The 12,355-nt window shown below is 69.9% G+C and carries 11 protein-coding genes; 6 read left to right on the top strand and 5 right to left on the bottom strand.

The window, feature by feature from the left end:
* Positions 1 to 267: 267 nt before the first annotated feature.
* Entirely contained in the window at positions 268 to 1,767 is a 1,500-nt protein-coding gene (gene rpsA / locus ACXIZN_RS06985; protein ID WP_192741575.1) for a 30S ribosomal protein S1, read from the bottom strand.
* Positions 1,768 to 2,069: 302 nt separating this feature from the next.
* Between rpsA and ACXIZN_RS06980 the strand changes: the two genes are divergently transcribed.
* From ACXIZN_RS06980 to ACXIZN_RS06955, 6 genes are all read left to right on the top strand, one after another.
* Positions 2,070 to 2,921: a class I SAM-dependent methyltransferase gene (locus tag ACXIZN_RS06980; RefSeq protein ID WP_457953158.1), complete on the top strand. Its 852-nt coding sequence runs from the start codon at positions 2,070 to 2,072 to the stop codon at positions 2,919 to 2,921.
* Positions 2,918 to 3,820, top strand: coding sequence for a GNAT family N-acetyltransferase (locus ACXIZN_RS06975; protein ID WP_457953157.1), 903 nt, complete (start codon positions 2,918 to 2,920; stop codon positions 3,818 to 3,820). Before ACXIZN_RS06980 ends, ACXIZN_RS06975 begins: the two co-directional genes overlap by 4 nt.
* A gap of 20 nt (positions 3,821 to 3,840) precedes the next feature.
* Positions 3,841 to 4,770 carry a GNAT family N-acetyltransferase gene (locus ACXIZN_RS06970; protein ID WP_457953156.1) on the top strand — a complete coding sequence of 310 codons (930 nt, stop codon included), beginning with the start codon at positions 3,841 to 3,843 and terminating at the stop codon, positions 4,768 to 4,770.
* Between the two features lie 137 nt (positions 4,771 to 4,907).
* Complete coding sequence (locus tag ACXIZN_RS06965) at positions 4,908 to 5,597, top strand: ATP-binding cassette domain-containing protein (protein ID WP_457953155.1); 690 nt, start codon at positions 4,908 to 4,910, stop codon at positions 5,595 to 5,597.
* A complete protein-coding gene (locus tag ACXIZN_RS06960; RefSeq protein ID WP_457953154.1) occupies positions 5,594 to 7,489 on the top strand; it encodes a YhgE/Pip family protein in 1,896 nt (631 codons plus the stop codon). Before ACXIZN_RS06965 ends, ACXIZN_RS06960 begins: the two co-directional genes overlap by 4 nt.
* Positions 7,486 to 8,064, top strand: coding sequence for a TetR/AcrR family transcriptional regulator (locus ACXIZN_RS06955; protein ID WP_034315955.1), 579 nt, complete (start codon positions 7,486 to 7,488; stop codon positions 8,062 to 8,064). The genes ACXIZN_RS06960 and ACXIZN_RS06955 overlap by 4 nt, the downstream gene beginning before the upstream one ends.
* A gap of 157 nt (positions 8,065 to 8,221) precedes the next feature.
* On the opposite strand, the gene ACXIZN_RS06950 is transcribed toward ACXIZN_RS06955, so the two are convergent.
* Genes ACXIZN_RS06950 through ACXIZN_RS06935 form a run of 4 tightly spaced genes read right to left on the bottom strand, consistent with a single transcriptional unit; the run spans position 8,222 to position 12,338 of the window.
* Positions 8,222 to 8,545, bottom strand: coding sequence for a CU044_2847 family protein (locus ACXIZN_RS06950; RefSeq protein WP_457953153.1), 324 nt, complete (start codon positions 8,543 to 8,545; stop codon positions 8,222 to 8,224).
* 9 nt (positions 8,546 to 8,554) lie between these two features.
* The gene (locus tag ACXIZN_RS06945) at positions 8,555 to 9,844 is read right to left on the bottom strand and encodes an ABC transporter substrate-binding protein (RefSeq protein WP_457953152.1); all 1,290 of its coding nucleotides are present in this window, start codon (positions 9,842 to 9,844) and stop codon (positions 8,555 to 8,557) included.
* Entirely contained in the window at positions 9,841 to 10,929 is a 1,089-nt protein-coding gene (locus ACXIZN_RS06940; protein WP_457953151.1) for a hypothetical protein, read from the bottom strand. The genes ACXIZN_RS06945 and ACXIZN_RS06940 overlap by 4 nt, the downstream gene beginning before the upstream one ends.
* Entirely contained in the window at positions 10,926 to 12,338 is a 1,413-nt protein-coding gene (locus ACXIZN_RS06935; protein WP_457953150.1) for a VWA domain-containing protein, read from the bottom strand. Before ACXIZN_RS06935 ends, ACXIZN_RS06940 begins: the two co-directional genes overlap by 4 nt.
* Positions 12,339 to 12,355 lie beyond the last annotated feature (17 nt).

Raw genomic sequence — 12,355 nt, 5'->3', positions numbered from 1 at the left:
GTCGCGAAAGCCACTTTCGGGACACCAGATGTCTCGAAAGTGGCTTTCGCGACGCCGAAGTCGGCACAGGGTCGCGAGCTCAGCGTGAGATGGCGACCTGGGTGATGAGGCACCGCCACGCTTCCCCACTACCGCATTCAGTCCTCTGAATGCGGTAGTTGCGCGTGCATGGAACGCATCCAGAGGACTAAATGCGGACAAAGACAGCGGCCCCGGTCCGAAGTGGACCGGGGCCGCTGTCTGTCAGCTATTGGCTGAGCGCTTGGATCACGCGCCGCCCGACAGCTTCTCGCGGAGAGCCGCGAGCTGCTCGTCGCTGGCGAGCGTGCCACCGCTCTTGGCCTCGGCCGGAGCGGAGGTGTAGCTCTGCTCGCCCGAGTCGCTCGAGGTGACACCGGTCGCGGCGTCCGCGGCGGCCTCGGCGTCGGCCTCGGCGGCCTTCTGGACCTGCTTCATGTGAGCCTCGTAGCGGGTGTGAGCCTCGGCGTACTGACGCTCCCACTCCTCACGCTGCTTGTCGAAGCCTTCCTGCCACTCCTGGGTGTCCGGGTCGAAGCCTTCGGGGTAGATGTAGTTGCCCTCGGCGTCGTACTCGGCGGCCATGCCGTACTGGGTGGGGTCGAACTCGGTCTCCGGCGTGACGCCCTCGTTCGCCTGCTTCAGCGACAGCGAGATGCGACGACGCTCGAGGTCGATGTCGATGACCTTGACCATCACGTCGCCGTTGACCTGGACGACCTGCTCCGGGATCTCCACGTGGCGCTCGGCCAGCTCGGAGATGTGCACCAGGCCCTCGATGCCCTCCTCGACGCGCACGAACGCACCGAACGGGACGAGCTTGGTGACCTTGCCCGGCACGATCTGGCCGATCGCGTGGGTGCGGGCGAACTGACGCCACGGGTCTTCCTGGGTCGCCTTCAGCGACAGCGAGACGCGCTCGCGGTCCATGTCGACGTCCAGAACCTCGACCGTGACCTCCTGGCCGACCTCGACGACCTCGGACGGGTGGTCGATGTGCTTCCAGGACAGCTCGGAGACGTGCACCAGGCCGTCGACGCCACCCAGGTCCACGAAGGCACCGAAGTTGACGATGGACGACACGACGCCCTTGCGGACCTGGCCCTTGGCGAGCGCGTTGAGGAACTCGCTGCGCACCTCGGACTGGGTCTGCTCCAGGTAGGCGCGGCGGGACAGGACCACGTTGTTGCGGTTCTTGTCCAGCTCGATGATCTTCGCCTCGAGCTCGCGGCCGACGTACGGCTGCAGGTCGCGCACGCGGCGCATCTCGACCAGCGACGCGGGCAGGAAGCCGCGGAGGCCGATGTCCAGGATGAGGCCGCCCTTGACGACCTCGATGACGGTGCCCTTGACGGGCTCGTCCTTCTCCTTGAGCTCCTCGATCGTGCCCCAGGCGCGCTCGTACTGCGCGCGCTTCTTGGACAGGATCAGACGGCCTTCCTTGTCCTCCTTCTGGAGGACCAGGGCTTCGACCTCATCGCCGACGGTGACAACCTCAGCCGGGTCGACATCGTGCTTGATGGAGAGCTCGCGCGAGGGGATGACACCCTCGGTCTTGTAGCCGATGTCGAGCAGGACCTCGTCACGGTCGACCTTGACGATGGTTCCTTCGACGATGTCGCCATCGTTGAAGTACTTGATCGTCTTGTCGATCGCAGCGAGGAAGTCTTCCTCCGACCCGATGTCGTTGATAGCGACTTGCTGGGGCCCGGCGGGGGCGGTCGGGGCGGTGGCGGTGTCGGTCGTCATTAGGCGGGTTGCTCCGGTGGATGGGAAGTAGTGGGTTTGCAGTTAGGGCACCATGGGCTTCCGACATGAGGCGACCGCATAAGCAAACGTCCACAGGGAACGACCGCGAGCATCACCGCATCCGGTACGCGACCCCCTGACCCGGACGCTGAGCGAACCGGGGGAAAGAGTAGCGCGAACCCACTGCGCTAACAGATATCCTACGCGGCCCCCTGTACACGGCACAATCAGGGTCGCCCCCACGATCACGGCGGGCGGATAAACTGTCCCGCGAAGCCCTGACCTGGGGAAAGGATATCGGTTTGAGCCAGCAGTCCGTCACCGAGCCCGAATGGCACGCAGAGGCCGAGGAGCGGCTCGGCACCGCGGGGGTCGCCTACCGGGCGGTCTCGGCGCCGGAGGCGACCGCCGCCAACCTGGCGTGGTGGGACGCCGACGCCGACGACTACCAGGCGACCCACGGCGGCTTCCTCGGCGACGCGGACTTCGTCTGGTGCCCGGAGGGCGTCCGAGAGGCCGACGTCGCGCTTCTGGGTGAAGTCGGCGGCAAGCGGATCCTCGAGGTCGGCTGCGGGCAGGCGGCCTGCTCGCGCTGGCTCGCCGAGCAGGGCGCCGACGCCGTGGCGACCGATCTGTCGGCGGGCATGCTCCGCCACGCGAGGGAGGGCAACGAACGGACCGGCACCCCCGTCCCGCTCGTGCAGGCGACGGCGGAGTCGCTTCCGTTCGCCGACGCGAGTTTCGACGCGGCCTGCTCGGCTTTCGGCGCGGTGCCGTTCGTCGCGTCGGTGGACGTCGTGTTCGCCGAAGTGCGCCGGGTACTCCGGCCGGGCGGCCGCTGGGTGTTCTCGGTGACCCATCCGATGCGCTGGATCTTCCCCGACGACCCCGGCCCGCAGGGGCTCACCGTCACCCAGCCGTATTTCGACCGCACGCCGTACGTCGAGGTCGACGAAGCGGGCGTCGCGACCTACGTCGAGTACCACCGCACCCTCGGCGACTACGTCCGCGCGCTCGCCGACGCCGGGTTCGCGCTGACCGACCTCATCGAGCCCGCCTGGCCGGAGGGCCACTCCCGCACGTGGGGCCAGTGGAGCCCGTTGCGCGGCAAGCTCTTCCCCGGTACGGCGATCTTCTGCACCCAGCGGGGATGACCCCGGCGGCGGAGCGGCAGCGGGCGCGGTTCGCCGCACTCGACCCGATGCTCCCGCCGCCGCCCCCGCTCCCGGCAGGCGAAACCGTCGAGGCGGCCGGCGCCTTCGGGACGATCACGCACGTGCGGTTCGCGGCGGGTTCCTGGCAACGGCTCTGGAGCCCGGCTCATCTGCAGATCCTCTCCGCGATCCTTCCGGCCGACGCCCGCGCGGGGATGAGCGCGCTGCTCTCCGCCTGGCGCGGGCGGATCGCGCTCGCCGACGCCGAACCCGATTCGTCGTGCACGGTCACCTGGCCCAGCCGCGACGTCACGGTGTCACGCGCACTGCTCGACCACGGGCTCGCGCCGCAACTGGCACTGGCCGTCCGCGCGCCCGCGGCGGGTGAGGAGTACTCCGTACCCGGCGTGACGATCCGCGCGTCGACACACGGCGACCTCGAAGAGATCGTCGGCCTGCGCTTGGAAGAACTCCGCTACACCTCGCTGGTCGGCCACGGTGTCGTCCGGCCGGGGGCCGAGGTCCTGCTCGCGGAAGAGGTCCGGCGCGGCATGCAGTTCGGCGGCCGCGTCTGGATCGCCGAAGAGGAAGGCGTCACGGTGGGGATCGTGACCACGGGAAAGCGCTCCCCGAGCCCCGGTGACGCGCTCGCCGGGCGGCTGCCGCCTGGCGAATGGGGCTATGTCGGAACGCTCGCGGTGACCGCGGCCGCGCGGGGCCGCGGGATCGGGCGGGCGCTGACCGCCGTCGCGCACGACGACCTGTTCTCGCCGTCGCTGCGCGGTACCTTCGTCTCGTACAATCCGGCCAATCCGCTCTCCCCGGTGTTCTGGCACCGGCAGGGTTATCGTCCACTGTGGACGACGTGGGCCGCCAGTCCCGCCGCGGCCCTGCGGTAGCGGTCGATCCGGGGGACGGGATGGAAATCGAGAAGACGTTGCTCGACGCGCACCGCGCCCGGTTCGCGGCGATCGACCGGCTCCTGCCCGAAGCCGCGCCGCCCCCGGTCGGCGGCGAGCGCGTGGACGCCGCCACGGCGGCGGGCGTCCAGGTCACCGGGGTGGTGCAACGTCAGCTGCACGGTCCGGACGACGTCACCCTGCTCTGGTCGGCCGCCGACGCCCGGCAGCTGTTCCCGTTCGTCGGCGACACCGGCACCGAGGGCATGGACGTGCTGCTGCGCGCGTGGCGGACACGGATGGACGCCGAAACCCCCGGCGAGGACTCGGCCTGCGTGATCAACTGGCCGAGCCGGGACGCCGAGGCGATCCGCGCCTTCCTCGACCACGGGCTGGTGCCGATGTCCGCGCTCGCCGTGCGCGCCGGGCGCCGTCGCGGCGATCCGGGCGCCGACGGCGTGACCGTCCGCCGCGCCCGGCACGAAGACTTCGACACCTTACTCGCGCTGGCCGTGTCGACGCACGACTACATCGGCCAGGTCGCCACCCGCTACCGCCCGAACGCCGCCGAACTGCTCGCCCCGGCGCTGGAACTCGCCCTCGACAAGGACCGGCCGCTGTTGTGGCTGGCCGAACGGGACGCCCGCATCGCCGCGTTCGCGCACGGCGCCTGGATCACCTCGTCGCCGGGTTCGGCCGAGGCCGAGCTCCTCCCCCACGGCCGCTGGGGTTACGTCAACAACGTGGTCACCGTGCCCGCCCTGCGCGGGAGCGGTCTCGGCCGCACACTGATGGCGGCGGTGCACGAGGAGTTCGCCGCGGGCGGCGCGGACGGCACGTACCTCTACTACAACCCGACCAACCCGCTTTCTTCGGTGTTCTGGCACCGCCAGGGTTATCGTCCACTGTGGACGTCCTGGGAGGTCCATCCGGCTTCGGCCCTGCGTTAGCCGTCCGGTTTGCGGTGGTTTCGTCACTCTTGCGTGTGACATGAGCCCCCCACGGTTGTATCCCTCCCAGGTCAGGGCTAACTTTTGAACTGACCAGTCAGTTCAAGTTCCGCGAGTCACCGACCTGGGAGTTCTTCGTGCGGGTTCAAGCCGACAGGGTGTCCGTGACCGGACCCCACGGCACGTTGCTGTCGCCGACCTCGCTCACCGTTTCGGGTGGTGAGCTGGCGATCGTGCACGGCGAGCCGGGGGTCGGCGTCACCGCCTTCGGGCTGGCGCTGGCAGGCAGGCTGAAGCCCGCCACCGGGACGGTGACCGTCGAGGGCGGTGACCCGCGGAAGGTCGTGGCGATCGTCGACTCCCCGGGCGTGAGCGAGCCGGACGGCGCGTTGTCGCTGCAGGTCGTCGTCGGGGAGGAACTCGAACTGGCGAAGCGACCGGCGAACAAGGCCGCCGTCGCGAGCTGGCTGGCCGAGCACGACGCCGCCGCATACGCCACCACCCGCTTCGAGAACCTCGAACCGGTGACGCGCACGCGGCTGCTCACAGCGCTCGCCGCGGACCGCAAGGGGGTCGGCGTCCTCGTGCTCGACACCCCGGACCGGCACACCAGCGACGTCGACAGCTGGGCGAAGCTCGCCCGCGAACACGCCGAGCGCGGCCTCGCCGTCATCGTGCTGACCGCCACCACCCCGGTTTCGGCCCTGCCGGAGAAACCCGCCCTCTGCGGCGCACTCGATCAGCCCGACCCCGTGCGCTGCGCGCCTGTCGAGCCCGAGCCTGCCGAAACCGCGGAGATCGAAAAGACTTCAGGAGACCAGGAATGAACCCCGTCCGGATCGCCGCCAACGAGCTGCGCCGGCTGAGCAGCGGCACCCTGCCGAAGCTCGCCATGGCCGCGCTCGTCCTGGTGCCGCTGCTCTACGCGTCCTTCTACCTCTACGCGAACTACGACCCGTACTCGCGCCTGGACAAGCTGCCCGCCGCCGTCTTCACCGCCGACACCGGCGCGAAGGACTCGGCCGGCGCGGAACGCAACGTCGGCCGCGAGGTCACCGACGAACTGGTCAAGTCCGGCACCTTCCAGTGGCACGAGGTGTCGCCGGAGGAGGCGGCGAAGGGCGTCCGCGACGACAAGTACTCGTTCGCGATCGGCATCCCGCGCGACTTCTCCACCGCGCTGCTGTCCTCGGGCAACTTCCAGCCCCAGCAGGCGACGATCACGCTGACCACCAACGACGCGAACAACTATCTGTCCGGGACCATCGCGAAACAGGTGGCCGAACAGGTCCGCAAGACGATCGCGGAGAAGGTCGGCAGCGAGGCGGCGGACAAGTTCCTGGTCGGTTTCTCCACGATCTACGGCAAGATCCAGGAGGCGTCGACGGGTGCTTCACAGCTCGCCGACGGCGCGGGGAAGCTCAAGTCGGGACAGCAGCAGCTCGCGGACGGCGCCTCCCAGCTCGCTTCCGGCAGCTCCCAGCTGGCGACCGGGCTCGGCACCCTGAAATCCAGTACCGCCCAGCTCCCCGCGCAGACGCAGAAGCTCGCCGACGGCGCCGGCAAGGTCGCCGACGGCAACCAGAAGGTCTCCGACGCCGCCTCGCTCGCCGCGACGGCGTCCGGGGACATCCAGGCCAAACTCGACGGTTACCGCACCCAGCTCGCGCAGGACCTGCGCGCCGCCGAAGTCCCCGAGGCGAAGGTGCAGGAGATCCTGAGCCGCCTCGACACGCTGCGGTCACCGGTCGACCAGGCGAACACGAAGATCCAGGGCGCGAACAGCCAGCTCGCCCAGCTCGCGTCCGGTGCCCGGCAGGTGTCCGACGGCGCGCACCAGCTGGCCTCGGCCACGCCGCAGCTCACCAGCGGCATCGCGCAGGCCGCCGACGCGTCGAACCAGATCCGCGACGGCGCCGCGAAGCTCAACGACGGCGAGAAGTCCGCGGTCACCGGCACGAACCAGCTCGCCGACGGTTCGGTGCAGCTGCGCGACGGGCTCGCCGCCGGGCTCAAGGAGATCCCGAACCCGGACGACCCGACCCGCGCGGCGACCGCCAACACCATCGCCGACCCGGTGGCGGTCAACTCCTCCGGCGTCGCCTCGGCCGGGACCTACGGCGCCGGTCTCGCGCCGTTCTTCATCTCGCTCGCGACCTGGATCGGCGCGTTCGTGCTGTTCCTGTTGCTGCGCCCGCTCTCGACCCGCGCCCTGACCGCCGGCGCGTCGCCGTTCAAGGTCGCGCTCGGCGGCTGGCTGTCCTCGGCGCTGCTCGGGATCGCGCAGGTGATCGTGCTGTTCGGCGCGGTGACCTGGCTGGTCGGCATCGACGTCGCGCATCCGCTCGGCGCGATCGGATTCGCGGTGCTGGTGTCGCTGACCTTCACGTCCGTGGTGCACGCGCTCAACGCGTTCTTCGGCGCCGTCGGGAAGTTCCTCGGCCTGGTGCTGCTGGTGCTGCAGCTGGTCAGCGCGGGCGGCACGTTCCCGTGGCAGACCATCCCGGACGCGTTGTACCCGTTGCACATCGTGCTGCCGATGGGTTACGCGATCGACGGGTTCCGGCACCTGCTCTACAGTGGCGCCTCGATGGAGATCCTCGGTGACATCGGCGTCCTGGTCGCGTATCTCGTCGGCGGGATCCTGGTCTCGACGCTGGCGGCGCGGAAACGGCGCACGTGGACGGTTTCGGCGCTGAAACCCGAGCTCGCGTTGTGAGTCCACGGGGTGAGGCGACGAAGCAGAAGCTGTTCGAGGCGACCCTGCGGCTGTCCGCCAGCCGCGGCCTCGTCGGCCTGACGGTGGACGACATCGCGGCCGAGGCGAAGGTCGCGAAGGGCACCGTCTACTACAACTTCGGCAGCAAGGACGGTCTTGTCGACGCGCTGCTGCGCTACGGCGTCGGCGTGCTCGCGGACCGGCTGCGCGCGGCCACCGGCGACGGCGACCCGATGGACGTCATCGAGTCGCAAGTGGACGGTGCGCTGGAGTTCATCGCCGAATACCCCGGTTTCTCGCAGATCCTGGTGAGCGAGATGTGGCGCACGCCCGGCACCTGGCACGAGACGCTCACGTTGCTGCGTGAGGAGATCATCTCGATCGTGCGCGAACAGCTCCACCGGCTGGACGCCGCCGGGCGGCTGCCCGACGGCGTCCAGATCCCGACGGCGGCGGCCGGGTTGTTCGGCACGATGCTGGTGGTCGCCCTCGACTGGCAGGTGTTCCAGCCGAAGCGGACGCGGGCCGACGTGCGGGAATCGGTGATGGTGCTGATCCGGGGCCTCGGCCGCTAGCCGTAACTCGCGTGCTTGAAGCCGTAACTCGCGTGCTTGGACTCGTAACTCGCGTGATCGGAGCCGGAAGACACGGTGGGGAGGTGTTACGGCTTCAAGCACGTGAGTTACGGATCTGATCACGCGAGTTACGCCTTCGATCACGCGTGATCCGGGTTCAGGCTTCGGTCTCCTTGGCCCACTTCAGCTTGACCTCGAAGTTCCCCTCCAGGCCCGTTTTCGCGATGACCGCGCCCGCCTGCGCGGTCAGCTTGACGCCGAACTTGAGTTCGACCTCGTCCGGTCCCCTGGTCATCGACCGGAAGGTGTCCAGTGCCGCCACGGCCGCGTCCTTGACGTTCGCGAGCGCCGCTTCGAAGGACCCTTTGGCGTCGTCGACCAGGTCGTCACGCCGGGAGACCCGCGAGGTGCCGGGGACCGGGTCGATCTCGACGACCACCGAACCGCCGCCTTCGAGGGGGAACCGCGCCAGGTCGTTCACCGATGCTCCTCACTGTCCACAATGGATTTTCAACCATTCGCCGGGCTGGATGCTCTCCCGGACGTCGTCGAGTTGTTTCAGCAGGATGTCCAGGCGGTCCCGGTTGCTCAGGTACTCCAGGACGGCTCGGTGGAACGCGCCGGTCATCGTCGCGGGCATCAGGTCTGAGGCGTCGAAACACAGCGCGGACGCCGAGGTGATCGTGTCCGCGACCCTCCGGCTCACCTGATCCGGGTAGACGTCGAGGCCGGCCTTCCGGTTGGCGGAGAAGGCGTTCGCGCGAGGTATCGACGGCCAGATCCGCTGCGCCTTCTCCGAAGCGAGGAAGGCGATCAGCTTCCGTGCCCCAGGCGTGTCCTGGAACATCCCGGCGAGGTCGGCGGCGACCTCGGAGACGTCCTGCCCCGGAAAGGTGAGGAAGTCGAAATCGGTGCCGGGCTTGGGGAACGTGCCGTCGGGCCGCTGGAAGTTCTGGTACCGGCTCATGATGAACGACGCCTGGTGTTCCAGCGCGCATCCGGGCGGATCGGCGAACATCGGCTTGCCCGCGTCGCCGAAGTCGGTCAGCAGGGCGGCCGCGGTCCCGCCGCGGATCGCGCTGGGCTCGAGCAGGGAACCCCAGTCCAGCCAGGCCTGTTTGACCTCCGGCGACCTCCATTCGAGGCCGCCGGACGCCCACTGCCGGTACTTCTCGGGGCCCGCCGAGTGCAGCAGGATGTCCTCGATCCAGTCGGTTCCCGGCCAGCCCGAGGCAGGCGGGGCGCCCATCCCGACGCACCAGGGCGTGCCCCCGGCGGCCGTCAACCCTGCCGCGTACTCGCGGAGCCCGGCGAACGTCGTGGGCCGGATCCCGGTCATCCGCGCCGGGTCGTACCAGATCAGGCTCTTGAGGTCGGCCTTCACGGCGACCGCGTACAACCTTTCGGTGCCGATCTGCTGCAGCCTGACCCATTGCGGGCTGAAGGACCGGGTCACGGCGGCGGAGAGATCTTCGTCGAGCGGCAGCAGGTCGCCCGACTTCTGGTACTTGGCGAGCACTCCGGCGTTGGGCAGGACGGCCACGTCCGGCGGCGTGCCGCGCTGGACGTCCGAAGCGAGCACCTGGTCGACGGCCCGGGTGCCCTCGTAGAGGTAGTCGATCCCGGTGTCGGCCTTGAACGCGTCGAGCACCTGGCGGAACGCGCGCTCCTCCTCCCCGGCCCAGGACGCGAGGACGACGACGGGCCCGTCTTCCGCCGACGCCGAACAGCCGCCCGCGGCCAGCGACAGCGCCATCACCAAGGCCAGCAGGCGTTTCACGGGCGGTACCGGTATTCGTCGATCCTGGCGTGCAGGCCGAGCAGGACGAGCCCGCCCGCGAGCAGGGTGCCCGCCGGGATCAGGAATTCCCGCCCGCCGGATTCGGCCGCGGCGGAGGCGTCGGCCGCCACCGCCCTCGCCCCCGCCGTGGCCACCCGCGTGTTGTCGGTCGACGGCGCGGAGGCCTGCCGAACCCGCTCCCGGAACCCGTCGACGGTCACACCGCATCCCTGCTCCTCGTCGCAGTACCCGGCCAGCAGCTCGGCGAGCCGCCGCTGGCCTTCGTCGTCGGCCGCCTGGATCTGCGCGGCCCGTGCGGCGGCGACGCCGTCGAGCCGCTCCCCGACCGAGTCGAGCCGGTCACGGCTGACCAGGGTGAACACCAGGGCGACCCCGATGGCGGCGATCAGCACGGTCGCCGCGAGCAGCGGGACGTTCGCCACGCGGCGGAAACGTTTCCTCAGGTACAGCTGGGTGAAGACCAGCAACACCAGGAGCGCGAGCACCGGCAGAAGCCACAGCGGGAGCATCGCGAGGTTCATCCCGGTGGATGCCAGCTGGCGATCCAGCGCCTCGCGTTGCCTGCCCTGCAACAGGTCCAGCTCCTCCAGGACACCGCCTGGAGCGTGCAGCAACCGCGAGGCGTGCCAGAGGTCGACCGCGCCCAGCACGGCCGCGTCCGGTTGACGGAAATGCACGTCGGCCTGTCCGATGGAGCCCGAGTAGGCCGCGACCTGGCCTTCGATCACCTGAAGCGCGTTACCGCCTTCTTCACCCGCCTGGTTGAACTCCGCGACCCTCGCGAGACTCTGGCTCGCCAGCGCCAGCTGATTCGAGTACTCCTGCCCCGGTCCGGCGAGTTTCGCCTCGCCGGAGGCGAAACTCGCGATCGCCGCGGCGTCGGCGGCCACCAGCGCGGCCCGCGCGGCGGTCACTTCGAGTACCGCGTGCGCGGTGCGGTCGCGGACGGTCTCCGCCGTGTCCTGGACGTTCTGGAACGCCCACAGCGACACCACCAGTACCGCGAGGGTGAGCGCCAGCAGGGCGGTCCGGAGCCGGACCAGCCGCACCCGGGTGGCCGTCACGAAACCGCCTCGCCGAACGGTCTTCCGCAGCCGACGCAGAAGTTCGCCCCGGCGGGCGAAAGCGCGGGGCAGACGGGACAGGTGAGTGGTGCTCCTCCGGGCATCGGCCGATCTTCCTGCGGAAGCGCGATTTCCGAAACCCTCGACGGGATGACGACGTGCAACGCGTGGCTGCGCGTCGCGTCCGGCCGCAAGCGCACGACCCCCTTCTCCGCGTCGATGATCTCCACGACCCCCGAGAGACGGCTGAGCGTCTCTTCGTCGCCCGCCGCCGTGGCCAAGGCGGCCGCCCGGCCCCAGGCCCGCTCGGCCCCGGCCTGGTCGCCCGCCGCGTAGGCGTCGCCGCCGGAGGTCAGCGCCTCGCCGAGATCGGCCTGGGCGGCGTATTTCGAGACCATCGGGTGAATCAGCGTCGGCGGGATCGGGTCGTGGGTCCACCTTCCCGCGATGGCCAGCGCATCTTCCTCGACCGTGGCTCCCGGCACGGGGACGAGTTCGGTCCACGCCAGCTGACGGTCCTGCCCGTGGCTGGGTTCGAGATCCGGATCCAGATCCAGGATCAGCTGGTAGTCCCGCGTCTCGTCGCCCGCGAACGAACCGAGCGACAGCTCCTGCTCTCGGACGGCGACCTCCCGGCACCGGTCGGTGAGGTCGTATTCGTCCGGGAACACCTGCTTGACCGACCGCAGCCTGCTGAACGGCATGGTGCCGACGCGCAGGCGGACCTCGGGCAGCACCTTCGTCATCGCGCCCTCGACCAGCTGCCGGAAGTCCTCGGCGAGTTCGTCGGCCTCGACGACCGAGTCGACGTTCCCGCGCAGCACCCGGCCGATCAGGGTGAGTTCGGCGGGCTCCCAGCCGTCGCCGATCCCCCTGGCGTCGCAGACGAACCGGCCCTCGCAGGCGTTCAGCACGCTCATCAGGTCGGCCCTGGTCTGCGAATCGTTGCGGCCGTCGGTGAGCAGGATCGCGTGGCGGACGGCGTCGGGCACGAGGTCGAAGAGGTCGCGTGCCTTGGCGAGCCAGGTGCCCATCGCGGTGCCGCCGACGGCCGCGAGATGTTCGACCGCGGCGCGTGCCTCCGCCCGGGTGGCCGCGGAGGCGGTCACCAGGCCGTCTTCGGCCGGGTAGATCATCTTCGCGCGGTCCGTGCCCTGGATGACGGCGAACCGCACGCCGTCGGGCAGGACGTCGATGGCCGCCGCTGCCGCCCGCCGGGCCTCGCCGATCTTGGTGCTGGGGAAGCGCATCGAACTGGAGCAGTCGATCATCAGGACTTCGGCGGCCGTCCTGGACGCGGCCGCATCACCGCCGCGGGAGACGACCCGGACGATCGCGGTCATCGCCCGGTCCCCCTCGGCCAGGAACTTGTTCTGGTGCACTTCGAGGCCCAGACTCGGTTCCCTCATCTCTCCCCTTTTCTTCC

The organism is Amycolatopsis sp. TRM77291, from assembly GCF_054166285.1.
This window is presented reverse-complemented; position numbering and strand designations above follow the sequence as displayed.

Bases quoted from the DNA above. Each gene is read 5' to 3' on its own strand.
- rpsA (WP_192741575.1), bottom strand. From the start codon at position 1,767: ATGACGACCGACACCGCCACCGCCCCGACCGCCCCCGCCGGGCCCCAG.
- ACXIZN_RS06970 (WP_457953156.1), top strand. From the start codon at position 3,841: ATGGAAATCGAGAAGACGTTGCTCGACGCGCACCGCGCCCGGTTCGCG.
- ACXIZN_RS06975 (WP_457953157.1), top strand. From the start codon at position 2,918: ATGACCCCGGCGGCGGAGCGGCAGCGGGCGCGGTTCGCCGCACTCGAC.
- ACXIZN_RS06960 (WP_457953154.1), top strand. From the start codon at position 5,594: ATGAACCCCGTCCGGATCGCCGCCAACGAGCTGCGCCGGCTGAGCAGC.
- ACXIZN_RS06935 (WP_457953150.1), bottom strand. From the start codon at position 12,338: ATGAGGGAACCGAGTCTGGGCCTCGAAGTGCACCAGAACAAGTTCCTG.